Source organism: Raoultibacter phocaeensis, assembly GCF_901411515.1.
Taxonomy (GTDB): domain Bacteria; phylum Actinomycetota; class Coriobacteriia; order Coriobacteriales; family Eggerthellaceae; genus Raoultibacter; species Raoultibacter phocaeensis.
Genome location: NZ_CABDUX010000002.1, coordinates 1,414,651 through 1,440,134 on the forward strand (window position 1 = coordinate 1,414,651; position 25,484 = coordinate 1,440,134).

Genomic DNA, 25,484 nt, shown 5'->3' on the forward strand with positions numbered 1-25,484 from the left:
TCTATTATAGCCTAAATAGATCGCCATCGTGCAGAACCGCACTGCCCTGTGCGCACCAGCAGAGCGCTCATGCCCCGCTACCTCACGGACGTTTCGAAACGCCTGCAGCGCGTTTGACGAAATACACGTTGAGCGCAGCGAATATTACAACGAGCAGCACCATGACGCCGTCGTACAGATATGCGGCTCCCATCATGCCGAACTGTTCGATCGAGAGCCGGGAAAACAGAAGCGCTGCCAGGGCAGCGATGGCGTATCCGGGCAATATGGCACCCTGATGCCGCGTGGTAATAAGCCCATAGTACAAGATAACGCTCGCTGCATTGAACGCCCCGCCCACGAGCAGAGTCATGAGCACCGGCCGATACCCCGACAAATCAACACCATACAGAAACGAAAGGACGGGTATCCCGATGAAGTATGCAACGACGAGGGCAAAAACCGATGTGACGGCGACAGCGGCAAGCCCCTTGGCGATAATCGACGCAAACCCCCGCCTCGAGCCGTTTTTCCAATGGTTCGCCAATGTGGTAAGCAGTGGCTTGAATATGAATCCGCTGATGAGATTGATTACCATGGCGGGCATGAACAGGATGGCGTAGTAGGTTTGGAATTCTTTCGAAAGCACCTCTTCGATCCCGTAGCGCGGCGCATTGACAAGATACATGAGCAGGAAAGACCCGAGGAACAAAGGGAAGCACGCGACGAGCAGTTGCCGGATTTTCTTGAAATCGAATATCGGTTTGATGGTGACGAACGAACGCGCGGGTGGTATGTTGAGCACGACGAACGTAATCGTCGAAACAACGATCGACACGACGCACGCGACGAAAATGTCGCGAGCCAGAAAAGCCGTCACCGAGAACGAAACGACCGTCGAGAGAACCCGCCAGAAGAACGCTTTGCCCGCAATATCCAACCTCCCCCTCTGTTGGAACATGCCGTGGAATACGTCTTCGAACGCGTCGAAGAACCTGAGCCACCCGACAAGAACGAGAAGCACGGCTTCGTAGCCGAGTCCGTTCGAATAGATCGCGTATAGGACGATGCCCGCTATCATAAGGCCGCAGGTGACGATACGCGCAGCATAGTACACTCCGAAGCTGAACTTGTCTTCGACATCGGTTGCCTGATAGGGGCGCACCTCATACTGCCCGAGCGTTTGAAACTGCTGCGCGACGGCAAAGGCGAGGGCAAAGATACCACCGACATACGCGCCGAGCGATTGCGTTACCACCATGAGCAGAAGGACGCTTGCAACCGCGCTCATAGCGCTGCCGAGCGTATTCCAAAAGTAATCCTTCTTTATCTGAGTGTTCGAGGACATGGATGAAAGTCGCCGACGAATCAGTAGCTTCCGAAATCAAGTTTCGAGGGCAGATGGTTCCATCGGTCTTCGACAGGGGGAAGTTTAAGGTAGTCGCCGTAAATGCGCCTGAGCATCGCGTCGTCGTCTCGCGCGGTTTGCACTGCAAGCCCCTCGAACGCAACGGTCTTCGTCGGAAACAGCTCGTCGAGTCGCGCGCTGCACGACTTCGGATCCTTGTCCATGAAATCCGCAACGCACACGCCATCCGTGCCGTTGTAGAGCGTCGCAGCCTGCTCCCATTTTCGGTAGATCCATTGCGGGGATACGTTTGCGACCTTCATGACCGAATAGGCAATCCGGCAGGCTGCGAGAACCAATCCGCGCTTCCATCCACGCAGCGAAAGATGAGGCGTCGGCGTAGCGCGCAGAAAGGCGAGACGGCCCCACATCCACGTCCTTCTGCTCTGACGCTTGTAGCGTTTTGGATCGTCTACGAGTTTGTCGAACGCAAAGATACCGATGCCGATGGCGTACTGGTACGGACAGTCGTCGAACTCCTCGGGAACGCCCAAAGTACCCTTGAGCGACAGATTGGCGTTGCAAGCGGGAAAATAGCGTTCGGTATACGAGCTCACCACTTCAAATCGATCGCCCACCACAGCGGGAGCTTCAGCGAGAAACCGGTTATAGTCCTCGCGCAGAAGACCGACGTCGATGTCGTCATCCCATGGAATGAACCCCTGGTGCCTCACCGCGCCGATGGCGGTTCCCGCGTAGATGAAGTACGGTATGTCGAGAACCTTGCATACCCGGTCGAACTCTTCAAGAATATCGGTCGAGACCAGTTGCAACTTCCTCAACTCTTCGGGGTTCTCGTATTCTTTGTATGTCATGGCTGTCGCTCTTGCTCCTTATCACCTGAATACGATATCGTTGTTTGGACATTGCCCCATACCGAGCCTACACTATACAGGAAGTAACTATGTACTCGTCATCAAACCACACTTTTGCCGTATGCGCTTACAAAGAAAGCCCGTATTTAGAAGAGTGCCTGCAATCGCTTCTCGCACAAACCGTCGAGGCGAACATCCTTATCGCAACATCGACTCCAAACGAGTACATCGAAAGCCTGAGCAAGCGCTATTCCATTTCGCTCCACGTCAGCGACACGGAGCCAGGGATCGCATCCGACTGGAACCATGCGGTCGATTTCGCCGAAACCGAGCTCGTTACCATCGCCCATCAAGACGACGTATACGAGCCGGCTTATCTTGAAAACATGCTTCTGATGATGAACGAATCGAACGATCCGCTCCTGTATTTCACCAACTACGGGGAGATGAGAAACGGCGAGCGCATAGACGACAACCAGCTTCTCCGTGTAAAGCGAACCATGCTCGCTCCCCTCAAACGAACGTCGCTTCGCCGCAGCAGGTTCGTCCGAAGGCGAATCCTTTCGTTCGGCTCCCCCATCTGCTGCCCCTCGGTCACTCTCGTCAAAAACAAGATAACCCCGAACTACTTTAAAGACGACTACCGATCGAATCTCGATTGGCAGGCATGGGCCGCTCTGGCCCTCCAAGAAGGCGACTTTCTGTACAATCCGTCGATCATGATGTATCACCGCATCCACGAGGACTCGGAAACGTCTCACCTGATAGAAGACAGCAGCAGGGGTGCTGAGGACCTGCGGATGCTCCAGAGCTTCTGGCCGAAGCCAATTGCAGCGTTTGTGTACCGCTGGTACTCCAAAGGCGAGAAGAGCAATCAAAAAGGCTAGCCGTGTACCCTTCGTACAGCAAAGCGGTTCGCGCAGAATCAGTACGGCCCGAAATCCAACCGGGCGGGAAAATGGTTCTTGCGCTTTTCTTCGGGGGGAAGCGTCATGTAGTCGCCATACAAATCGACGAGATGCTGTTCGTAATTCGAGGGAAAGGCGATCTGGCGGCCTTCGTACTCGAGCTTTTTCAGGGGAAGCAGGTCGTCCCATGCGATGGTCTGAGAAAACCGATCGGTATCGCATAGGTAGGCGATACGCTTGGTTTCGCAATCCCGATAGCGATTGCGAGCCGCTTCCTCGTTTTTGAACGCCCTCTCGCTCGTCATGCCTACTTTGTTGAAGAACCATGAGGCGAACTGGCATATTTTCGAGGCAACCGCTTTGAGCCCCCCCCCGAAAGGAAGAACCGGTTTGGGAATGCTGAGCAGGATGCGTACATGCGACCACCACCACGCATCCCATGCCTGCTTGCGGTAGGCCTTCTCATCATCGGCAACCGCGTCGAACGCATACAGGTCGAGGAATATGCCCATGAAGCACGGTACGCTCTGCAGTGCTTCTTCGCAAAACTGCGTGCCCTTGAGCATCATACGCGTGGTCGGTAAGGGATAGTGGATGTCTTCGGCCGCGTTCATGATCACGTATTTATCGGAGTAATCGGCCTTCACGACTTCGATAAGCCGTTCGAGGTCTTTGCTTGGAAGCCCGACATCGATGTCATCATCCCAGGGAATAAAACCCTTGTGCCGCACAGCGCCGAGCGCCGTACCGGCGAGGCCGAAATACGTGAGCCCTTCGGAATCGCAGATATGCAGAAAATCGTCGAGTATCATCAACTCGCATTGCTGCAAATGCCCGAGCGTTTCGTCGTCGTATTCTCTCATTGCCACCCAACCTTCATCGCGCTAGCGCTGCCCCCTGTCGGCATCGCCTGCTATGCCGACGATTTGCTATGGTATCAGATAACAGCAGCGATGTCCTTGAGGCATGGATGCTTTTTGTCTTTGTCGCTCAAGACCAGTTCCATGCCCTCGGGTATGGGCCATTCGATCCCGATTGCGGGATCGTTCCACATAAGCCCCCCCTCGTCGTTGGGATGGTACACGTCGTCGCATTTGTAGCAGAATTCCGCAGAGTCGGATAGCACGAGAAATCCATGCGCGAAACCATGCGGCATGAAAAGCTGACGTCGGTTTTCGGCAGAGAGGATCACTCCCTCCCATGTGCCGTATGTGGGGCTTCCCGCCCGAAGGTCCACAACCACATCGAATACTTCGCCAGATACTACACGCACGAGCTTGGACTGCGGATGCTCAATCTGGAAGTGCAGTCCGCGCAGCACGCCTCGCGTCGATGCCGATTGATTGTCTTGCACGAACTCGGCATCAATGCCGCCAGCAACGAAATCGGGTTTCTTATACGTCTCCATGAAATAGCCGCGTTCGTCGTCGTATCGGACGGCATCGACAACGATGACGCCCTCGATCGATGTTCTCGTAAAGATGAAGTTGCCGAACGTAGTGCTTGATTCCAGAGTCATTATCGATCCCCTTCTTGCGAAGCCGCCGAACGCCCTCGATACATCTTCTCGTAATAATCCTGATACGATCCGTCGGTAACGCCAGCCATCCACGCTTCATTTCTGAGATACCATTCGATCGTCTTGACTATACCCACCTCGAACGGGGTCTCAGGATACCATCCCAGATCGGCCTTGATCTTGTCGGGCGCGATGCCGTACCTACGGTCATGCCCTTTGCGGTCTTCGACATACGAGATGAGCGTTTCGTCGATCGCAGTATCCTCCGCAACATTCGAGGTTTCCTCGATGATCTTTTGAACGATGAAAATGTTGGGCCGTTCGTTGTGGCCTCCGACATTGTACACCTCGCCCACAATGCCTCGTTCGAGCACCAGGTCGATGGCCTTGCAATGATCTTCGACGTAGAGCCAATCCCGCACGTTCAGACCGTCTCCGTACACGGGCAGCTCTTTATGAGCAAGTGCATTGTTGATCATGAGCGGAATGAGCTTCTCGGGAAACTGGAAGGGACCGTAGTTGTTCGAACACCGTGTGATATTGATCGGAAGCCCGTAGGTATCGCCGTACGCCATCACGAACAGATCGGCCGAGGCCTTCGATGCGGAATAGGGGCTGTGGGGATCGAGCGGCGTGTCTTCCCTGAAAAACGCGTTTGGATCATCGAGGGGGAGGCTTCCGTACACCTCGTCAGTCGACACCTGCAAGAAGCGCTTGCCCGAAGGGTACGATCCGTTTGGCTGCTCCCATGCGCTTCGGGCGGCGTTGAGCAGCGCAACGGTACCCATAACGTTGGTCTGAGCGAATACCTCGGGGGTTTCTATAGAGCGGTCGACATGGCTTTCCGCTGCAAAGTTAACCACGTAGTCAACGTCATGCTCCTCGAACAGGCGCTCGAGGACAACTTTATCGCAGATATCCGCTTGAACGAATACGTGGCGCGGATCGCCCTCCACCTCTTTGAGATTCTCGAGGTTTCCCGCGTAGGTGAGTTTGTCAACGTTGACGAGGCGGATATCTTCGTGCTTGCGCAGAAGGTAGATCACGAAGTTGCTGCCGATGAAGCCGGCACCGCCGGTAACTAAATACGTTTTCATAGCGTCGTTAGCCTTCCAGATCAGGGAAATTTCTCATGTATTCGGAAAACGCTTCGCGCCAAGAGCGCATGTCGTCGCCGATTGTCTCTTCGAGATGCGCATTGCGCAATGCGGAATACGCAGGGCGTCGAGCCGCATTGGGATGCGCCGCGGCGTACTCCTCGGACGTGCAGCGCACCACTTTGCACGCAAGCCCCGCCTCGTCCATAATGGTCTCGGCGAAATCGGCCCACGAACATATGCCGTTGTTGGTGCAATGATAGATTCCGTACTGCTTCGTTGCCGCAATCCGAAGAATTTCGTAGGCCAGATCGTTGGCCGAGGTGGGGTTGCCCACCTGATCGTCGACCACCGCCACTTCGTCGTGAGTTTTGCCGATCCGCATCATGGTTTTGACGAAGTTTTTGCCCACGTACCCATACAGCCATGCCGTACGCACAACAAAGCAACGGCTGCAGCCTTCGAGAGCCTTTCGCTCCCCCGCAAGCTTTGTGCGTCCGTATACCGAAACGGGACCAGTCGGATCGCTTTCGAGCCGCGGCCGCGGCTCGGTTCCCGGAAACACATAGTCGGTCGATACCTGGACGAAAGTTGCCCCCGAAGCCTCCGCCGCACAGGCAAGGTTGCCCGGAGCTTCGGCGTTGACGCGCCACGCATCGTCTTCAGCCGCTTCGCAACCATCGACGTTGGTCATGGCGGCGCAGTTGATGATAACATCGAACCCGCCCTCCGAAACGAACGAGGACACGGCATCGGCATCGGTGATGTCAAGCGTCTGAACATCGGTCGAAACGACATCCGCATGCGCGTAAACGGCGGGCAAAGGGCCCAACTCGGCCTCACCTGTGCGCACTATGCGCTGAAGTTCACTGCCGAGCTGACCGTTTCCGCCGGTAACGAGAATCCTCATGCCCGCTCCTCCCCATCCTGAGGAACGATCCTGCCCTCGGCAACCTTCCTCAGATGTCGGCCGTACGGCGACTTCCCGTAGCGCTCCGAGCATTCCAGCAGTTTGTCGCGGTCGATCCACCCGTTTCGATAGGCGATCTCCTCGATGACGGATATCGCGAGGCCCTGGCTACGCGCGACGGCGCGCACGTAGTCGGACGCCTCGAACAGGGATTCCATCGTGCCCGTATCGAGCCACGCGTACCCCCGCCCGAGGGTGACCACGTTGAGCGAGCCCTCGTCGAGGTACATGCGGTTGAGGTCGGTGATCTCGAGTTCCCCCCGGGCGGAGGGAGTGACCCGCTGCGCGAGTTCGCACACCCGTGCATCGTAGAAGTACAGCCCCGTGACGGCGTAGTTGCTTTTAGGGTGCTTCGGCTTCTCTTCGATGGACACGGCGTTGTACCGCTCGTCAAATTCGACCACGCCAAACCGCTCGGGGTCGTCCACGTGGTAGCCGAAGATGGTCGCGCCGCCGCACGTCTCGGCCGTTTCGACCGCACGGCGCAGATGCCGCTCCAAACCGCTCCCGTAGAAGATGTTGTCGCCCAGCACGAGCGCGCAGCTGGAACCGCCCACAAACGTTTCGCCGATGATGAAAGCCTGGGCAAGGCCGTCGGGCGACGGCTGCTCGGCATAGGACAGCTTCACACCGAAATCCGAGCCGTCACGCAGAAGCCGCTCGAAATTCGGCAGATCCTGCGGAGTCGATATTATGAGGATGTCCTGTATGCCCGCCATCATAAGGACCGACAGCGGATAGTAGATCATCGGCTTGTCGTAGACGGGCAAAAGCTGCTTGCTCGTCACCGTTGTGAGCGGGTAGAGACGGGTTCCGGAACCTCCGGCAAGTATTATTCCCTTCATCCGCGCTTCAAGACTCCTTCGCTTTGGACTGTGCAATCAGAATATTATAGTGTGAGAGCGCTCGAAAATACGATAATCATAAACTTGACTCTTCTTGCATCCATTGTAATCGACAAACGTCGGTACACCCAACAATGCGTATCGCGCTCTTCGAACCGTTTTCACGAAATATCTTTTCGAGAAGCATCTTTGAGGGTACTATGCTCTAGACGTACAAGGAGCCCTATTCGTGAAAACAAAACTAGCCGAGGTGGCATCATCTCGAGACAACAACCTCGATATCATCAGGTTCGTCGCGGCGATCGCTGTTATTTTCTCCCATTCGTATACCATAACACTTGGGATTGATGCCTCGGGGCACCTTTCAAACTGGACCGACGGACGCCTGAGCACGGGCGGTGTGGCCGTCGGCGTATTCTTTTTGTTCGGAGGATTCCTCATCGCGAAAAGCTGCGAATCGCATCGCTCGGCGAAGCGCTATTTCGCCTTGCGTTCGTTTCGAATCTTTCCGCAGTTGATCTTCGTGGTTGCCCTGATGGCTCTCGTAATCGGACCCTTGCTCTCGAATCGATCGATTCCCGAGTATTACAGCGATCCAAAGACGTACCGCTATCTGCTTAACGGCATTCTCGTCATGCAGCACAATCTGCCAGGCGTATTCGAAAACAACCCCTATCCCAACGACATCAACGGAGCGCTCTGGACGCTGCCCGTTGAATTCGCCTGCTACGTCTTATGCTACCTCGGGTTCAAGCTTACGAGCTTCGATAAGAAGAAGTTTGCGCTTTGTTCGATTCCCTGCATCGCTCTGATCGGCGTGTACTTCGCCGTCTTCAACTTGTTTCAACTCAGCGTCGTGCGAGCGATCGTCCTGTTTTATATTGGAGTTGCGTTTTACGTGTATCGCAATGCGATAGCGCTCACGACGAAAGCGGGTTTTGCCGCACTTGTGCTGTTCGTTGCGCTGATCGCGCTCAAGCTTGACGTACCGGCGATGCTGCTCGCTTTCCCGTATGCGTTCTTCTGGCTCGGGTACGGTACGAAAAAGAAATTCAGCGGCTTCGCCCGGCGCGGGGAATACTCCTACGGCATCTATCTTTGGGGATGGCCCGTCCAGCAAATGCTCTGCCTCTTCTGGGCACATCCCATGCTGCCGATCGTCAACGCCGTCCTCGCGAGTCTGATTGCCGTAGGTTTGGGCGTTGCGAACTACCGCCTCGTCGACGTTCCCGTTAAAAAGCTGCAGCGAAAAGTCATGGCCATGCGACGCATGCAGTAAGCCGGTGCATTACGGCAACGAAGCCAGCTTCGCAGAACATCGCACCGCCCTGCGCGAAATACGTTCGATCGTATGCATTGCCGATGATCTGCTTCCAACAGCGACAGGTTCAAACCTGCTCGACAACCGGCCTTCCGATCGACTCGTAGCGGACACCCGTACCCTCAAACGACTCGGGCGGATACAGGTTGCGTCCATCGTACAGCTCCGGGTCGCGCATCAGCCTGCGATACTCGCTCGGCGAAAGCTGCGAGAACTCGTCCCATTCGGTTAGGATGAACGCCATGTCGGCACCGTCGAGCGCAGCCTGCGGGCTTTCTGCATACACGATCGAGCCCTCTTGCTCCGGATAGCGCTTTTCGAAAGCCGGCATACCGCAGGGGTCGTACAGCGCCATGGTCGCCCCCTCGTCGGCAAGCATGCGCACCACGTCGAGCGAGGGAGCGTCGCGCAAGTCGTCGGTGTTCGGTTTGAACGTGAGGCCGAGCACTGCTATCCGTTTGCCGCGAAGCGATCCGTGCCGCTTTTTCGCCTTCGCGACGAGTAGCGTCTTCTGCTCTGTATTCACCTCGATGGCGGCCTTGATGGTTTTGATCTCGTGTCCATGGCACACGCTGAGCCAATGGAGCGCCTTCGTATCCTTCGGAAAGCACGATCCGCCGTAGCCGATGCCCGCACGCAAGAATTTCTCGCCGATACGCGGGTCGGCCCCCATACCCTCAGCAACGCGCTCGACATCCGCACCGACCAGATCGCACAGGTTCGCGATCTCGTTGATGTAGGATATCTTGAGGGCCAAAAAATCGTTGCTCGCGTACTTGACCAGCTCGGCGCTGCGCAAGTCCATAGCCATGACGGGAGCATCGAACGGTTGGTACAGTTCGCGCATGATGCTTTCGGCGCGCTCGCTCTGCACGCCGACGACGATGCGCGAAGGATACAGCATATCGCGCACGGCCGTACCCTGCGAAAGGAATTCGGGATTCGAAACGACTTCGAACCGTGCGTTGCCCTGCATGCCCGTCAGCTCGTCGAAATACGCCTGGATACGGTCGTTCGTACCCGGAGGCACGGTTGATTTGATGACGACGAAGCATCCCTCGCCTCTGCTTTCGACGATTTGGTTGCACGCCTGCATGACGTAAGACAGCTCCGCCGAGCCGTCCTCCTTCTCGGGCGTCGGCACGGCGACGAAGATCGCCTCGGCATGCGCGTACGCCTCGCGGTAGTCGGTCGTGAACGCGAGATTGCCCGTCGACTCGGCCATGAGCTCCTCAAGCCCCGGCTCGAAAAGGGGCGATACGCCGCGCTTTAGAAGCGCTACCTTGCGATCGTCGATATCGAGCCCGACGACCGTATGCCCCTTCGAAGCAAAGACAACTGCGGCAACCAGACCGACGTAGCCCGTACCGCATACCGTGATGTTCATGCTGATGCGCCCTTCTTTGAAAACACGTCCTTGATGGCACAGGGTAGGGCCATAAGGGCCTTTCCTACGGTATACGTTCTTGATTGCAGCACTTCCTGCTTCTCGCGCTGCAGACGTTCGATCGTCTCGTCGCGCCATGCCAGCTCGCCGTCAAGCTTCTCGGCATGGGTGCGCAACCACGCATTGTCGCTTCTCAGATGGGCGGCCTGCGACGCGAGCAGCATGCCGCACCGTATGGCGGTTGCGCGGTCTGCTCTCAAAAGCTCTGCGGCAACGCGCTCACGCTCGTCGAAGTAAAACCCGTCGGGCGGATCGGCGGGCAGCTTCGGCGCAAGACTGTGCTCCAAGCTTTCGACCAGCCCATCGCGCGCCTCGCCCTCAAGCGTTTCGAGGTTCCACAGCGAGAAATTGAGAAACCAGTTCAAGTAGCTTTTTTCGAACGCGTCGTAGCGCTCGCGCTCTTCGAGCCCTTCTCCGATAGCCAGCGCAGCGTTGACGGCGTTGGCCCACGATCGGCTTCTCGTACGTTCGAGAGAGCCGGCGTTGTTCGTCCGATGGAAAACGTACTCCTCGTTCGAAAACGCGATGCGGTCGGCGAGCATGAGTGCCATGAACACGAAGTAGGCGTCGTTCGTCGTACGCGTATCTTGGAACTGCAAGCCGTGACGGCGCACGAAATCGACCCGGAAAAGCTTGTCCCACGGCCATCCGACGCAGAACCTGAACATGACGTCTTGGAGCGCAGAGCCTGAATACACTTCGGTTGGATCGACGTAGAGCAGACAAAAATCGATGGGCTTGACCTCTTCGGTCACGTCGTCGAAGAACAGCGAGCGGCACACGACGACATCGGCTTCGGTGTCGGCCGCGCGCTTGACGAGGCCGCCGATCATGTCGGGTTCGAAGAAATCGTCGGCGTCGAGAAATGCGACGTACTCCCCTCGTGCATGGGAAAGCCCGTAATTGCGAGCCACGCCCGCATAACGGTTCTCTTGCGTAAGAACCGTTATGCGGGCATCCTCGATCGCATGGTTGCGCACATGCTCAAGCGTGTCGTCGGTCGAACCGTCGTCGACGACGATGATCTCGAGGTTCGCGTATGTTTGCCCCTTGATGCTCGTCAGGCATTGGTCGATATACGTGCCGACGTTGTACGCCGGCACGACGACCGAAACAAGCGGTGCCATCGATCCCGGCGTATGATTATCCACCATACTGCATCCTATCTTCCCCTCAGTCTCCTTGCAGCAGCGCCGAGAGCCACCCTAAGCCCTTCGTATTTCACATAAAACCGGAACAACGCAAGTGAGCCTGCTTCATGTGCCTTATTATAAGCCGTCTTTTTCTCGATTTGATAGTTATATTCGGCACAATACGCACGGGGATCGGCCATGATCTGTTGCAGCGCATCCCACTCCTCGGGCCAAAACAATGTCTTGTCAAGCTCATCCAGACGTTCGGCTTCGCGGTACTCTGCGGCATACCGCTCAAGAAACGGCATCTGAAACTGCGGCGCCAAAAGAGAGAACGCAAAATTGAGATTATGCATCTTCTTGTAGTGGAACACACCGATGAAACGCTTCTCAAGCTCGGGGTTCGCAGCGAGAAACTCGCGAATCCAAGCGTACTCGTCAGGCATGCAGAACACTTTGTTGTTCTGGTTGATCGAAGAAGCTGCGTTGTCTTGCCGATAGCAGTAAAACGCCTCGGGAAGCGCGTATATCCGTTTCGCCCAGCAAAACGTCTGGAACCAGAACCCGTTGTCCTGATACGACGCACCTGGACTCTCATGGTGCACGATACGATGCTCGCGGATGAAATCGGTGCGATAGATGCCCGTCCAGTTGAGCATCTGCATGTTGAACACGTCGAGGTTTTCCGCAGGGTTCATGACCGCGTTGTAGTACTCGTCGTGCGGCGTGAGCTTCTCTTCCCAGAACACGCGCTCGCCGTCATCGCCCGTCTTGAATTTCGTGAAGTCGGACCGCACGAAGTCGACGTCGTGCTCGATTGCCGCCGCATAGAGCTTCTCGTACATGGTGGGACGGATGAAATCGTCGGATTCCACGATTCCGATGAACTCGCCGGTGGCCGCCTCCATGCCCCTGTTCATGCTGTGACCGTAGCCGCCGTTGGGCTTGTCGATGATCACGACGCGCGGGTCTTTTGCGGCGTAGCGCTCGATGACGGCAAGCGTACCATCCGTCGACCCGTCGTTTACGCAGATCGCCTCGATGTTCTCAAGTGTTTGGCCCAAAACGCTGTCGAGCACTTCGGGAAGGAAGGCTTCGACGTTGTAGCAGGGAATCACAACCGAAACGGCCGGACGAACTTCTGGGATGCTCTCGCTCATCGGTGTTCCCCTTTCACGGGATCGCTTTGCTCAGACGAGCACCTGTTGACATAGGGAAGCAGCGCCCCGCGATCCTTCGCGCGGCGCTGCGCATCGCTGTCCTGAGCCTTCATCTTCCCGATAAGCCAGTAGACCACATCGCCGACGGCCGATTTGAAGCCGCGCTTCTGCGCTTCGGCGAAGAAGGCCGTCACATAGCTGAGGCGCGGATGCTTTTCGTTTTCGCGCGGATTGCAGGGGGCGGCCCCGTCGAGCTCTCTCACCAAGCTTGCATACCTTTCATGGCAGTCGGGTATAAGCGTGAAGTATCCGACGCCATGGTGCATAAGCTCGATCTCGGGAAAACCGTCTTGCGAGAGCCTCTGGATAAGCTCGAGCCTCACCGCCCCCTCGGGAAGCGTTTCGATATTCCACAGCGTATAGTCGAACGCCCAGTTGAGAAATCCCCACGACAGACGCTCATAGCGAACCGGCTCTTCCCTGAGCTTTTCTTTGAGAAGGCATATGCCCTCGTAGAAATCGGTTGGATTGGCCGTACGCGAATTCGACACCGAACCGGAACGGTTCACCCGATGCCGTATGAGCACTTCGTCGAAGAAGCTGATGCGCTCGGCCAAAACGAGCGAAAGAAATACGAAATACAGATCTTCGCTGTTGTTCAACGCGGGAAACCGCAGGCTGTACTTTTCGATGAACGAACGCCGGTACAGTTTGTCCCACGGCCATCCGATGAATGCAGTCAGGATATAATCGTTCATGTCGCCGCATGAGAAAGGGTCTTTCAGAGGTATCTGCTCCACCTTGGCCGTCCAAGGCGCCTTCGACACGGTTTGCGTGCAGTGATCGTATTCGACCGAACGGCACACCACAATATCCGCATTCGTTTCTTTTGCGCGGGAAAAAAGCTTCTCGATCATGTCATGATCGTACAGATCGTCCGAGTCGAGGAGCATGACGTAATCGCCCGAAGCAAGATCGAGCCCGCGATTGCGGGATCGGGCCGGACCGACGTTTTCCTGCGTGAATACCGTCACCCGCCCATCATCGCGTGCGCACTGCTCGAGGATCTCAAGCGACGTGTCGGTCGAGCCGTCATCAATGCAGATCACTTCAAGATTCCGATACGTCTGCGACAAAACAGAGTCCATGGTATCGCGCAAGCACGACTCCATGTTGTACACGGTCAGGATAACCGAAACTGTATCCGCCAAACCGGCTCCTCAATCCTCGACGATACGCTCAACAAGGGATGCAATTCCCTAGGGCTACGATAGTAGCAATACACGCGGTTCGTGACTAACGAAAATGAGGCAAGAAGCCTCTATTCCACCTTATCAGCATCTGGGCTTGCAGCTTTTCGCTTCGCAAACGATCCGAGGGCGCGAGCGGCTCCGATACAACCCTGCGCCCTGAGCCGTACGGCGAATTCACGCGCAAGGTGGCATGCGTAGGGGAACACGGGGAAGCTTTTCCCCTCGCACCCCGTCTGCTCTACGTAGAACCGCTTTTTCGCAGGTGAAAGCTTGGGATGGTCGAGCACGATATCGCGCTCCATCAAAGCCATGTCGTCGACAATCGCGCCTTTGACCCGCTCGCTTTCCCATCCGCCCTGGGCGATAACGTCGTCGATGTAGTTGAACCCCCGCTGGTAATGCGCCTGCCAGACCGCTCGATCGACCGTACCGTATGCGCGAAGGGCCTGCGTCATATCCTTCCACCGGACAAGCGGCATGACGAGCCGCTCTTCGGCGACTGCCGCACCGGTTTCGGGCGGAAGCTCGTTTCGGTAGCAGTAGTGCATCGCATCGAGATACACGATAGTCCGAGCTTGGCAGAGCGTATCGATGAGAAACGGGTTGTCGGCCCATCCCGCTCCGGGATACTCGTTGAACCTGATCCCGCATTCGACGAGAAATTCCCGTCGGTACAGCGCCGACCAGATGGCGGGGTGGCCCTCGAGGAGTACCGGCATCGCTTCGATGGCCTGGGGAGCCTTCGATGTGCTCAGCCGCTTGTACAGATAACCCGGCACCCTGCGCTCGGTTGCCGGATCGTCCCACGCAAGCACGTCGAACCACGCTTCCTTCACCACGTCGATGGGTTCAAAGAACGCTTCGGCAAACGACGTCAGGGCTTCGTACATGTCGGGAAGCAGGTAATCGTCTGGCTCGACGATGGCAACGTAGGTCCCCTTCGCCTGATCGATCCCCCGGTTGCACGTTGCCCCGTAGCCTTCGTTCGCCTTATCGATCACGCGGATGCGCTCGTCTTGGGCGGCGTGGCGCTTGATAATGGCAAGCGAGTTATCGGTCGATCCGTCGTTCAGGCAGAGTATTTCGATATCGCGCAGCGTTTGCGAGCGAATACTGTCAAGGCACTGATCGAGAAAGCGGCCCACGTTATAGATAGGAACGATAACCGACACGCACGGCGATGTTGATTCGAAGCTCATGCTAGCGCCCCATGATCTTTCCCAGTTTGGCAGCATCGACGCCGAAATAGTGCAGAGCCAGCGCTTTTCGGTAGCGCTTATCTGTAAGCTCGGCATAGGAAGGATACCGCTCGTGCAGCCACGTGCGAAACGCTTTAGCACGTGCAAGCCCCTGTTTGCGATCCTTGTCGAAGATGAGCAGCACGTTGTAATGCGTGTTGATGACGAGCTGGATCTTGCGCGTCACATAGGCTTGAATCGCCGCGCTGAAAGCGTTTTCTTCATCGAACTGCAGCAGCTCCCTCACCACGGTTTCATGATGACGGTAGCGCTTGACCCAGTTTTCGGCCGCAACGCTCTGGTTCGCGTTGCCGACGAGGTATTGGTATATCTCTATCGGGAAGAACGTAACCGTATCGGCACGGCTCGTCGCCTTCACGATGTATTCGTAATCGACGTAGAAGATGTGCTCGCGAATGGCGATGCCGCTCGAACGCAGCAGATCGGTTTTCACGGTGAGCGTGTGGATGGTGATACAGGATTCGGTGTCCTCGCGATTGCATACCTCGGAAAACGACAGCTCGGTTCCGGTTTCGACGTACTCGGGCAAAAACACGACGTCGCCTTGCATCGAGGCCATGTCGACCTCGCGTTTGACGTCGACGACTATGTCGGAATCGGCGGTTCGCAACCGCTCGAGCAGCAGCACGAGATTGTCCGTGTTGACCCAATCATCGCCGTCGACGATACGGAAATATTTACCCGTCGCATGCGCGATACCCGCGTTGATGCCCGATCCGTGCCCCCCGTTCTCTTTGTCGATAAGCGTGAATATCGACGGATGGGCGTCAACGAACCGCTGCGCGATCTCCTTTGTCGAATCGGTCGAGCCGTCATTTACGATGAGAACCTCGAGATCGTCGGAAAAACGCTCATCGGCGAGCGAGTCCAGACCGCGCTCGAGATACGCTTCCACGTTGTAGCACGGCATGGCTATAGTGAGCAGCTTACCCACGGCTGCCTCCTTGTTCGCCACGCGATGCCGCCCGAAGCACTTTGAATTCAAGGCGGAGCAGACCTGGGCAGTGCTTGAGCTGCCATGCCGCGATCTTCTTGCCCGCCGACATCGGCGATTTCATCAGGCGAGCGTAGTTGTCCCCGAAATCGTCGAACAGTCGCGCCACCGTCGATTCCTCGTCGAGATCCGGGTCGGTCACGCCGAACCGCGCCCACTTGATGAGCAGCGAGAACGAGCTTTTGGCGGCACGGTCCTGCGCAAGCGAAAGCACCTGCTCGCCTGCGCACGTTCGCAACGTTTCGACCATGATCCGATCGGCCTCGAGCAGATCGAGTCCGCGCGCATCGAGGCCGTTGTACGAAATGCTCCCGAGGTTCTGGAAATAGAAGTACTCCACACGGCTCGATACCGCAACCCGCCTCGCCTGCGAGAGCAGCTTCGCGTTACCCACACGATCCTCGCAGGTGAGCCCCTCGGGAAAGCACGCAGGTCCGCATGCTTCGAACAAACGACGGCTGTAGATGCGGTTCCACACCGCGTACTCCTCTTTGACGAGCATGTCGGCAAGCGCCTCTTCCGAAGACAGCACCTGCACGGATTCGACCCCGTTTTCCACGGTGCGCGGCCCAGAGCACAGCACGTACTGCACCTGCGCTGCATCGCTTTCGGTTTCGGTCGCTATGCGATAGAGCGTTTCGAACAGGGTGGGCGCCGCCCAATCGTCCGCATCGACGAACCCGACGTAGGCACCCCTCGCCGCTGCAACTCCTGCGTTGCGCGCCGCAGAGACGCCGCGTGCCCGCTCATGGCGGATCACCTGCACGTTCTCGTGCGCAGCGGCGAATTCGTCGCAGAGACTCCCCGATCCGTCGGTCGAACCGTCGTCGACGAGGATCGCTTCGCAATCGCGAAACGTTTGCGCCTTGAGGGAATCCAGGCACCGTGGCAGATACGCTTCGGCGTTATGGATCGGTATGACGATGCTGACAGCGGGCTCGCCCATGCTATTCCCTCATCGACCGGTACGCTTCGCACACCTCTTCGACCGAGCCGTTCATGCGCAAGTGGCCTTTCTCGATCCAGATGGCCTTCTCGCATACGCGTTCGACCTGTTCGATGCTGTGCGACACGAACAGAACCGTCGTGTTATGCTTTTCGATAAGCTCGCTGATGCGCTTCTCGCATTTTTCCTGGAAGAACATATCGCCCACCGACAGCGCTTCGTCGACGATGAGGATATCGGGGACGATAACCGTAGCAACCGAAAACGCTACGCGCGCGATCATGCCCGAAGAGTAGTTTTTCATGGGAAGCTCGAGGAAATCCCTCACCTCGGCAAAATCGACGATCTCTTCGAAATGCTCGTCGATGTAGCGTTTCCGATACCCGAGTAAAGCGCCGTTGAGATAGATGTTTTCGCGAGCCGAAAGTTCCAGATCGAAGCCTGCTCCCAGCTCGATGAGCGGTGCGATGTTGCCGTTGATGCTGCAGGCACCCTTCGACGGCTCGAGCACCCCGGCGACGATCTTGAGCATGGTAGACTTGCCCGACCCGTTCGTGCCGACGATGCCGTAGACATCGCCCTTGCGGACCTCGAAGCTCACCTTATCGAGCGCAACGAATTCCTTGAAGAAGAGTTCGCGCCGCGCGAAGGCAATGAAGAATTCCTTCAAGCTGTTGAGTTGCTGGCTTGCCATGTTGAAGATCATGGTTACATCGTCGACCTTAACGGCAAGGTCGAGCGCATCCATTTCTTTGGGGTTTAAAGGCCGGACGCCTGTTTTGTTTTTTTTCATAGCTGCAACCCTACACGTTTACACATAGAGGATGAATTTCTTCTGTGACTTGTTGAATACGACGATACCGACGGCGAGGGTGATCGCTCCCATCGCAAAGCAGAGCAGATTGCTTTCGAGGCTGGGCGTTTGCGCATAAAGGGCTATCTCGCGAAAGTACGTGACGAAGTGATACATGGGATTGAACTGCATGAGCACCTTCATCCAATCGATCAGCATATCGAACGGGTAGAACAAAGGAGTCGCATAGGTCCAAGCCATGATTATGACACCCCAAAGATGGATGACATCGCGGAAAAACACCGCAAGCGACGCGAGAATCAAAGCCAAACCCGTGCAAAACATAATCATGTACACGAGCAAAAGCGGGAGGAACAGAATGTTCCACGTCGGCGCAACTTGAAAGTACAGCATGACGATAACGACCGCAACGAGGGAGATGACGAAGTTGACGAGCTCGAAGATGACCTTTTCGAGCGGAAACACCATCTTGTTGATGCGGATCTTTTTTATGAGCGAGGCCGAATCGAGAATCGACATCATGCCGCCGTTCGTGGCAGCCGACATGAAGTTGAAAAGCGTCGTTCCGAGAATGAGATAGAGCGGAAAGTTATCGATCCCCGCTCGAAAGATGAACGAGAACACCGCTGAAAGCACGATCATCATGAGCAATGGATTGAGTATGGACCAAACCACGCCCAACACGCTGCGGCGGTACTTGAGTTTGAAATCCTTCGTCACAAGCGATGCGAGGACGAACCCGTCTCGCTTGAAGTTGAAGTTCGCGGTATTCATATATGCTGCAAGCCTTCGCTTTCATCCCGTTCATGCAACCGAATAACCAAGCAATGATAGCACGCACTGCTGCACCCTGCCGAGGTCTCCATGACTCCCACGTAAGCAGAACCCATCATCGAAACTTGCGCCGAAGCTTACATGTATTGCGCCGAGCTGCACCGAACCGACTTCACCAAAACCAGCGAATGACCGTCATGAGAGAAAACGCGTTGATGGCGAGCATGGCGACGGCGAAAGCCGTCACTGGAATGCGGTCGAGCCTCGTCGGTCGCGAAAGCACGAGCGCATAGAGCAGAAGGAACGCCGGCGGGATGAAATACCGACCCTGAAGCCACGTGACGGCGCCTTCGGCCCCCATCCACAAGGCGGCAAATACTACGATTATCTCGAAAAGACCGACCGCAACCAAGCAGATGCGCTCCCACCGTTTGAAGGCTGCCTTCTCATCGGCACTCGCAAAAGCTGCGAGAACGAGCAGCGCCAGAAACACCGTCCAAACCACCGGTACGCGCACGGTCGCACCTGCATCGACGTAGTTCATGTAGGGCCATCCGAGATTGCCGCCCGCGAACTGCCAGAGCATCGTTACGCCCTCCTGCGCAGTCGTGGCGCCGAGGGAACCGAAGAACGTATCCACCTGAAACGTACCGAGCAGCCGGGAGAGAGAATCGCCATAGCCCCGAAGAACGACAAATGCGACCGCTCCGATCATCAACGCGACGATGACAACGGGAAGGGCCTTCTTTACCGCTGTGCTCCGTATCTTCGGATAAAGGATGATAGCCGACAACAGCAAAGGCAGATACACGTACTTGCACACCGCGACGAGCACGGCGAACGCGAACAGCACGAACCATTCCCGCTTCGGGAAATGCGATTCGCGCCCGAAACGCATCGCGATAAGCTGCACGAAGAAGCAGAGTATGGCGATATTGCACAGCGCATCGGCAGAGCACGATGCCTCCTGCTGAAGCAGCATGGGATTGAGCAAGAAGACGAACGCGAGCTTCTTACCAAACGGAAGCCGACCGATCATCCAGTAGCATGCAGCGAGATACAGTGCGGCGTTTGAAAGTCTCGCAACGAAAATCAGCACGTAGCCGTTGATGCCGAAAAGCTTCCCGACGGCAACGACCAGTGCGGGGGGAAGATAGTTGATCTCCGAATACGTCGACGCGCAGAACTCGGTTTCCTTGGTAAGGGAATAATCGAAATCCAGAGCAAGAAAACCGCCGAGCGTTTGATAGGTGTCAATCCAAGCATACGCATCGAGCAGTTGCGCAGGCGTGGTGAGGGGGCAGGCAGACCGATTGTCGAAGACTCTGTTGATATGGGTAAACTCATCGGGCACCGCGAAGGGCATCATGAAGAGAGCGAACCCCGCCAAAAGCGGCGTGGCAACCAGTATGAAAAGCGTTTGCTCCTTCTTGTGCGCCCTGCTCCAAAGCATGAAGAACAAAGCTGCCGCCGCAATGAGAAAGACGAGAGCAACGGCGGTCTCGAACGTGAACCAACCATCCTGATAGTGATAGCAGATGGAAGCGAGCAGGCCCGCTTCCCCGATGATGACGAAAAGACCGTACAGCAGAAACTGGGCGACGTATAAGGATCTGCTTGTACCGAGCATCCGAGAATCCGCTTTCGTAAGAACCATGGTATCCAATCCGCTCGCCGCCGTATACAAATCTGCTCGCCCAGAGAACAGGTAATGCTATTATGAGATTCTGATAGGATACCATACCGATATGCAACGCTCCATGCGGGCTTCGCAATGCCTCCGGTGGGGCTTTCACGTTATCTTTTCTGGGGGGATAATGGCAAAACGAACACTGTACTTCGACCTGCTTACCATCGTATCGTGCTTTGCAGTCGTCTGCCTTCACTGCAACGCGCTCGTGCACTCGTTCGAGCCCACCCCCTCGTGGGACGCCGCGCTCGTCGTCGAGGTCGTCGCCTACTTCGCCGTTCCGGTTTTCTTCATGCTGACCGGTGCCAACAATATGCGCTATCGCGAAAAGTACGGCACGGGCGAGTTTCTCAAGCGGCGTCTCAAGAAGCTCGTCATACCGTTTGTCATCTGGTCGCTTCTCATCTATCTCCTTCAGCATGTCGTCGTAGCCCAACCGATCGATGCGACGATCGGCGGGTTTCTCACGAGCTTCATGGCCGGCACCATCGAACCCATCTACTGGTTCTTTTTCGCAATCATCTCGCTGACGTTGGCGATGCCCGTCCTTTCGCTGCTCGCCGACCACCGAAAAGCACTCTGGTATCTGGTCGGGGTTTCGTTTGCCCTGATGTCGGTAGCGCCGCTTCTTTTCAAGGCGGTCGATCTTCCCTGGAATTCGTCGCTCAACCTCCCCGTAGCAGGGGGCTACGTCATGTACGCCGTACTCGGCTACCTCGTGGCAACCGGTGACGTCCCCAAGAAATATCGGATCGCCGTCTACGTTGCGGCAGTCGCCTGCCTGGTATTCCGCTACGCTTTCACCTACGTCGGTTCGTACGAACTCGGCGCAACGGACAGAACGCTGTTCACCTATACGGCTTTCACCGCGGTACTACCGGCACTGGCGGTGTTCCTCTTGTTCAAACAGCACGATTGGAGCTCGCCGTTCTTCTCCAAGCACGCGCGCGCCATCACCGCGATATCCGGCTGCAGCTTCGGCATATACCTCATACACAAGATCATCCTCGACTACCTGATCGTCGGATACCTGGATATCGGCTACGACCGGATCCTTTTGAGAATCGTCTGCCCGTTCGTCTTATATCTGGGCACCCTGGGAATCGTGTATCTCATAAAAAAGATACCCGTGATCAGAGGCATCGTTCCCTGATTGCACGGTTCGCCCGAAAGAGAAGATCGCTTGGTGGCCTTCGCTTTGCATAAAGAAAACGCGCGCACCGGTTTACGGATGCGCGCGTCGTGCGGATAAGGAAATGGCTATCGAACTTTAGCGATACCGCGGCACGTCGAAGCGCAGGCCCGCCTTGTCCACCGGGATGCTGTTGTAGGTGTAGCAGTCGAACATGACGCTTGAGATGCCCGTCGCCCAGGTGCGGCTCGTGGCGTACTGATGCCATACCTCGCCTTTCAACACCGCCCGTTGCACATCCCATTTCATGCGGTACAGCGTGTTCTGCGGACCCGACACCGCGCCCGACGAAACCGTGGGCTTGTGGTAATTGGCCGAAATCCACTTCGCGGCGCCGAGGATGGCTTTCTTCGGCGTATTCCAGCCCTCCTTGATGGCCATGGAACGTCCGCCAGCCAAGGGAGAACCGTCGTAGGCACCGATGCCGAAGAAATTGTAGTACGTTCCCGCAGGGTACTTCTTTCCGCCGATCTCCGTCTTGCCGTCGTAGTAGTACCCCTTGGCGAGCGTCGACGTGCCCCACCCGCTTTCGAGGATCGCGTTCGAGAGCAAGTACACCTCGTTCATACCGTAGGTTTTCGCCGCTTCGACGAAGTACTCGCCGGTTCCCGCGAGCATGCCGTTTCTCCCGTTAGAAGTGCTCGCGATGAACGAATTCAGCTGCGAGGCCGAAACGATGCCCGAGTACCCGTCGGTCAAAACGGCGAACTGGTAGTACGACCGCGTGCCGAACGCGAAGTTGTTCGGGTCGAGGGATTCGAGCACTTGACTCTTGCTGTACTGGGGGTAGCCCTCCCCCGAAACTGCCTTAACCTCAAGATCGGCGAGCGCACTCAAGGAGATGCTGTAGTCGGTATACGCCACTCGCGCCAAGTTGAGAGCCGAGATGAGGGTAACTCGTGAAGTCGAGGAAACCGAAGGGGTATCGCCGAAGAACTTCACGTAGCTGACTCCCGAACCCTTGAGCACACTTGTAGCGTAGCCGCACCACCCGTCGTCCACGAGCAGGAGCGGCGAGCGCTCCCTGCCCTGCAGCGCGCCGCCGCCGAGCGCGTCTGCCGGGTTCTGGCCCGTGGCGAACGCGGAGCCCTCCCAGGAGCCGAGGAAGCCGTTCTGGATCCCCCACTTCGCGACGCGCGCGCTCGTGTCGTAGCGGTCGGCCCCCGCGAAGCGCTCGGTGCGCCCCGAGGCTGCCGCGGCGGCGGACTCGGCGGCCTTCGAGACCCGGTTCGTATCGCCCATGACGAGCGCCGTCGCGAACCCGCCGGCCGACGAGAGGGCGGCAAGCTGGTCGGCGTTGAGCGAGCAGGAGGCGTCGGCCAGGAAGACCGGGGCCTTGGCGCAGAACGCGACCGGCGAGGCCGACAGGGCGTCGGCGGGCGACACGCCCGAGGCGAGCACCACGGCGTCGGAGCCCCAGAGCACGCGGCCCTCGGGGTTCTTCGACGGGTCCGCCCCGTAGCGGTATATCTCCATCTGGGTGGCGTAGCGGTCCGCGCCCCCGAGGCGCTCGACCGCGATGCCCTTGGCCCCGATCGCGTCGGCCGCGGCGGCCGAGACCGCGTTCTCGTCGCCCACGACGACCACGTGCGACACGCCGAGCGAGGAGAGCGCCTGCGAGGCGGACGCGTCGAGGCCCTCCTTGGGGGTGAGCAGCACGGGGCAGTCGAGCGCGCCGGCCAAGCTCGAGGCCGTGAGCGCGTCGGGCCAGCCGTAGCCGCCCGCCACGACCGCGTAGCGCGAGCTCTGCCAGCCGTAAGTCGCCTGCAGGGCCGCGGTCTCGTAGCGGTTCGCGCCGGAGAACGGCCGCACCGCCCCTTGGGCGGAAACCTCGCGGGAATCGACCGACAAGGGGACGATCAAGGCATCTTGGGCTTCGCTATCCGATTCCGATAGTACGGAGGCGATCTCCTCGTCGGTTATCGCGCTCGCGAACGGCGTGCCTTCCGACTGCTCGTACGTCTCGCTTTGCCCAGCGTCTTCGGCGAAAGCGAGCGAGGGCATCAAGCCGACGGCAAGCATACAGGCAAGTGCAACACGCACGGATGCGCGCGCCATGCCACTGCGAAAACGGGACTGCTTTGCATTCGTTTGAGATTGTTTTTCCATGATCAGCTCGCTATTCCCGACGCGATCGCTTTCGCTACAGCGTCTTTTCTCCCAAGGTAGGTACGTATGTCGGATGCGTTGTCGATGAAGCAAACCTCCAAGAGCACTGCGGGAAGCTCGCCCCCGCACACGGCGAATTCGGCATCCATCGTGCCGCGATCGCGAAGTCCCATGGCCTTAACGAGGCTCGGATGGACTTTCGCTTGCAAGTCTGCCGATTTCCAATCAGCCCTGTAGGAATGGATGTAGGATTCGGTACCCGAGCCGCAGCTTGCGTTGAAGTGGATGGATACGAACAGATCGCACCCGCGATTGTAGGCATCGGTCTGGCGCAGCTTGTACCAGCCGCCTGTGTTGTTCACGTACACATCCATACCGTACTCGTTCTTGAGCTTTTTACCCACGCGATCGGCCAGATCCTTGGTAAGCTCCCATTCGGTGAGCCCGTTGCCGGTCGCGCCGTAATCCATGACGCCGTTATTGCTCGAATTCCACCCGTGGCCCGCATCGATGTACACCTTCAAGCCGGGTATGTCGGCATAGGTCATGCCGTTTATCGTATCGGCGATCTCCATGCGGATGGAGCCCGACACCGCATAGCGGTCGCCGAACACCTTGACCGACGACACGGTTTTGATGTTGGGCATGGCGTAGCCGCACCACCCGTCGTCCACGAGCAGGAGCGGCGAGCGCTCCCTGCCCTGCAGCGCGCCGCCGCCGAGCGCGTCTGCCGGGTTCTGGCCCGTGGCGAACGCGGAGCCCTCCCAGGAGCCGAGGAAGCCGTTCTGGATCCCCCACTTCGCGACGCGCGCGCTCGTGTCGTAGCGGTCGGCCCCCGCGAAGCGCTCGGTGCGCCCCGAGGCTGCCGCGGCGGCGGACTCGGCGGCCTTCGAGACCCGGTTCGTATCGCCCATGACGAGCGCCGTCGCGAACCCGCCGGCCGACGAGAGGGCGGCAAGCTGGTCGGCGTTAAGCGAGCAGGAGGCGTCGGCCAGGAAGACCGGGGCCTTGGCGCAGAACGCGACCGGCGAGGCCGACAGGGCGTCGGCGGGCGACACGCCCGAGGCGAGCACCACGGCGTCGGAGCCCCAGAGCACGCGGCCCTCGGGGTTCTTCGACGGGTCCGCCCCGTAGCGGTATATCTCCATCTGGGTGGCGTAGCGGTCCGCGCCCCCGAGGCGCTCGACCGCGATGCCCTTGGCCCCGATCGCGTCGGCCGCGGCGGCCGAGACCGCGTTCTCGTCGCCCACGACGACCACGTGCGACACGCCGAGCGAGGAGAGCGCCTGCGAGGCGGACGCGTCGAGGCCCTCCTTGGGGGTGAGCAGCACGGGGCAGTCGAGCGCGCCGGCCAAGCTCGAGGCCGTGAGCGCGTCGGGCCAGCCGTAGCCGCCCGCCACGACCGCGTAGCGCGAGCTCTGCCAGCCGTAAGTCGCCTGCAGGGCCGCGGTCTCGTAGCGGTTCGCGCCGGAGAAGGTTTTCATCATGGTACCCTCGACGACAGCCGTCGGAGCCGCCTCGGAAAGGGCTTCGACGCCGCCCTCGTCGTTCGGTGAAATAACCTCGCCGCTCTCGATGGCCGCTTCGATTTCCTCGTCGGAAAGAAGCGATTGGTCGCCCTCGACGAAGGCCCACGCCGGCTGCACGCCGAAGATAAGCGTGATCGCCACGGTGAGGGAAAGTGCAGCTGCTAAGAAGCCGCTTGTGCGTTTTTGTTCCATTTCAGCCTCGTATACACTCGTTGGTAGCCGTTCGTGCGGGATTATAGCATGTCCTTCGGATCGGGTATCGTAACGTTTCGCCACCAGCACTTCTTATCAAGAGGCCGTCCATATCCCGAACCCTTCCGAA

The 25,484-nt window shown here is 57.7% G+C and carries 22 protein-coding genes; 3 read left to right on the forward strand and 19 right to left on the reverse strand.

Going from position 1 to position 25,484, the window contains the following annotated elements; translation table 11 throughout:
• Positions 1-82: 82 nt before the first annotated feature.
• Together FJE54_RS13970 and FJE54_RS13975 are read right to left on the reverse strand one after the other, a co-directional pair.
• On the reverse strand, positions 83-1,327 hold the full coding sequence (locus FJE54_RS13970; RefSeq protein ID WP_139653408.1) for a lipopolysaccharide biosynthesis protein: 1,245 nt from the start codon (positions 1,325-1,327) through the stop codon (positions 83-85).
• A 20-nt stretch (positions 1,328-1,347) separates the two neighbouring features.
• Entirely contained in the window at positions 1,348-2,202 is an 855-nt protein-coding gene (locus tag FJE54_RS13975) for a LicD family protein (protein ID WP_139653409.1), read from the reverse strand.
• A gap of 89 nt (positions 2,203-2,291) precedes the next feature.
• On the opposite strand from FJE54_RS13975, the gene FJE54_RS13980 reads away from it, so the two are divergent.
• Entirely contained in the window at positions 2,292-3,089 is a 798-nt protein-coding gene (locus FJE54_RS13980; protein WP_139653410.1) for a glycosyltransferase family A protein, read from the forward strand.
• Between the two features lie 38 nt (positions 3,090-3,127).
• On the opposite strand, the gene FJE54_RS13985 is transcribed toward FJE54_RS13980, so the two are convergent.
• From FJE54_RS13985 to rfbA, 5 genes are all read right to left on the reverse strand, one after another.
• On the reverse strand, positions 3,128-3,973 hold the full coding sequence (locus FJE54_RS13985; RefSeq protein ID WP_139653411.1) for a LicD family protein: 846 nt from the start codon (positions 3,971-3,973) through the stop codon (positions 3,128-3,130).
• Positions 3,974-4,047: 74 nt separating this feature from the next.
• Entirely contained in the window at positions 4,048-4,629 is a 582-nt protein-coding gene (gene rfbC / locus FJE54_RS13990) for a dTDP-4-dehydrorhamnose 3,5-epimerase (RefSeq protein WP_139653412.1), read from the reverse strand.
• The gene (rfbB, locus tag FJE54_RS13995; RefSeq protein WP_139653413.1) at positions 4,629-5,726 is read right to left on the reverse strand and encodes a dTDP-glucose 4,6-dehydratase; all 1,098 of its coding nucleotides are present in this window, start codon (positions 5,724-5,726) and stop codon (positions 4,629-4,631) included. Before rfbB ends, rfbC begins: the two co-directional genes overlap by 1 nt.
• Positions 5,727-5,733: 7 nt before the next feature.
• Positions 5,734-6,636 (reverse strand): dTDP-4-dehydrorhamnose reductase, encoded by a 903-nt coding sequence (rfbD, locus tag FJE54_RS14000; RefSeq protein WP_139653414.1) that lies wholly within the window; start codon positions 6,634-6,636, stop codon positions 5,734-5,736.
• Entirely contained in the window at positions 6,633-7,541 is a 909-nt protein-coding gene (gene rfbA, locus FJE54_RS14005) for a glucose-1-phosphate thymidylyltransferase RfbA (protein ID WP_139653415.1), read from the reverse strand. Before rfbA ends, rfbD begins: the two co-directional genes overlap by 4 nt.
• Before the next feature lie 229 nt (positions 7,542-7,770).
• On the opposite strand from rfbA, the gene FJE54_RS14010 reads away from it, so the two are divergent.
• Positions 7,771-8,820, forward strand: coding sequence for an acyltransferase family protein (locus FJE54_RS14010; RefSeq protein WP_139653416.1), 1,050 nt, complete (start codon positions 7,771-7,773; stop codon positions 8,818-8,820).
• A 109-nt stretch (positions 8,821-8,929) separates the two neighbouring features.
• Here FJE54_RS14010 and FJE54_RS14015 read toward each other — a convergent pair whose 3' ends face one another.
• From FJE54_RS14015 to FJE54_RS14060, 10 genes are all read right to left on the reverse strand, one after another.
• A complete protein-coding gene (locus tag FJE54_RS14015; protein ID WP_139653417.1) occupies positions 8,930-10,249 on the reverse strand; it encodes a UDP-glucose dehydrogenase family protein in 1,320 nt (439 codons plus the stop codon).
• A complete protein-coding gene (locus tag FJE54_RS14020) occupies positions 10,246-11,463 on the reverse strand; it encodes a glycosyltransferase family 2 protein (RefSeq protein ID WP_139653418.1) in 1,218 nt (405 codons plus the stop codon). The genes FJE54_RS14015 and FJE54_RS14020 overlap by 4 nt, the downstream gene beginning before the upstream one ends.
• A gap of 8 nt (positions 11,464-11,471) precedes the next feature.
• A complete protein-coding gene (locus tag FJE54_RS14025; RefSeq protein ID WP_139653419.1) occupies positions 11,472-12,602 on the reverse strand; it encodes a glycosyltransferase family 2 protein in 1,131 nt (376 codons plus the stop codon).
• A complete protein-coding gene (locus FJE54_RS14030) occupies positions 12,599-13,813 on the reverse strand; it encodes a glycosyltransferase family 2 protein (RefSeq protein WP_139653420.1) in 1,215 nt (404 codons plus the stop codon). The genes FJE54_RS14025 and FJE54_RS14030 overlap by 4 nt, the downstream gene beginning before the upstream one ends.
• Positions 13,814-13,923: 110 nt before the next feature.
• Complete coding sequence (locus tag FJE54_RS14035; protein WP_180326748.1) at positions 13,924-15,054, reverse strand: glycosyltransferase; 1,131 nt, start codon at positions 15,052-15,054, stop codon at positions 13,924-13,926.
• A 1-nt stretch (position 15,055) separates the two neighbouring features.
• Positions 15,056-16,048 carry a glycosyltransferase family 2 protein gene (locus FJE54_RS14040; protein ID WP_139653422.1) on the reverse strand — a complete coding sequence of 331 codons (993 nt, stop codon included), beginning with the start codon at positions 16,046-16,048 and terminating at the stop codon, positions 15,056-15,058.
• On the reverse strand, positions 16,041-17,054 hold the full coding sequence (locus tag FJE54_RS14045) for a glycosyltransferase family 2 protein (RefSeq protein ID WP_139653423.1): 1,014 nt from the start codon (positions 17,052-17,054) through the stop codon (positions 16,041-16,043). The genes FJE54_RS14040 and FJE54_RS14045 overlap by 8 nt, the downstream gene beginning before the upstream one ends.
• A gap of 1 nt (position 17,055) precedes the next feature.
• Complete coding sequence (locus FJE54_RS14050) at positions 17,056-17,847, reverse strand: ABC transporter ATP-binding protein (protein WP_139653424.1); 792 nt, start codon at positions 17,845-17,847, stop codon at positions 17,056-17,058.
• 18 nt (positions 17,848-17,865) lie between these two features.
• Complete coding sequence (locus FJE54_RS14055) at positions 17,866-18,642, reverse strand: ABC transporter permease (RefSeq protein WP_139653425.1); 777 nt, start codon at positions 18,640-18,642, stop codon at positions 17,866-17,868.
• Positions 18,643-18,814: 172 nt separating this feature from the next.
• A complete protein-coding gene (locus FJE54_RS14060) occupies positions 18,815-20,299 on the reverse strand; it encodes a DUF2142 domain-containing protein (RefSeq protein WP_139653426.1) in 1,485 nt (494 codons plus the stop codon).
• 160 nt (positions 20,300-20,459) lie between these two features.
• On the opposite strand from FJE54_RS14060, the gene FJE54_RS14065 reads away from it, so the two are divergent.
• Positions 20,460-21,485, forward strand: coding sequence for an acyltransferase (locus FJE54_RS14065; RefSeq protein ID WP_180326749.1), 1,026 nt, complete (start codon positions 20,460-20,462; stop codon positions 21,483-21,485).
• A 117-nt stretch (positions 21,486-21,602) separates the two neighbouring features.
• Here FJE54_RS14065 and FJE54_RS14070 read toward each other — a convergent pair whose 3' ends face one another.
• Both FJE54_RS14070 and FJE54_RS14075 read right to left on the reverse strand, forming a co-directional pair.
• Positions 21,603-23,633 (reverse strand): cell wall-binding repeat-containing protein, encoded by a 2,031-nt coding sequence (locus FJE54_RS14070; RefSeq protein ID WP_139653428.1) that lies wholly within the window; start codon positions 23,631-23,633, stop codon positions 21,603-21,605.
• Between the two features lie 2 nt (positions 23,634-23,635).
• Positions 23,636-25,354 carry a cell wall-binding repeat-containing protein gene (locus FJE54_RS14075; protein WP_139653429.1) on the reverse strand — a complete coding sequence of 573 codons (1,719 nt, stop codon included), beginning with the start codon at positions 25,352-25,354 and terminating at the stop codon, positions 23,636-23,638.
• Between the last annotated feature and the right edge of the window lie 130 nt (positions 25,355-25,484).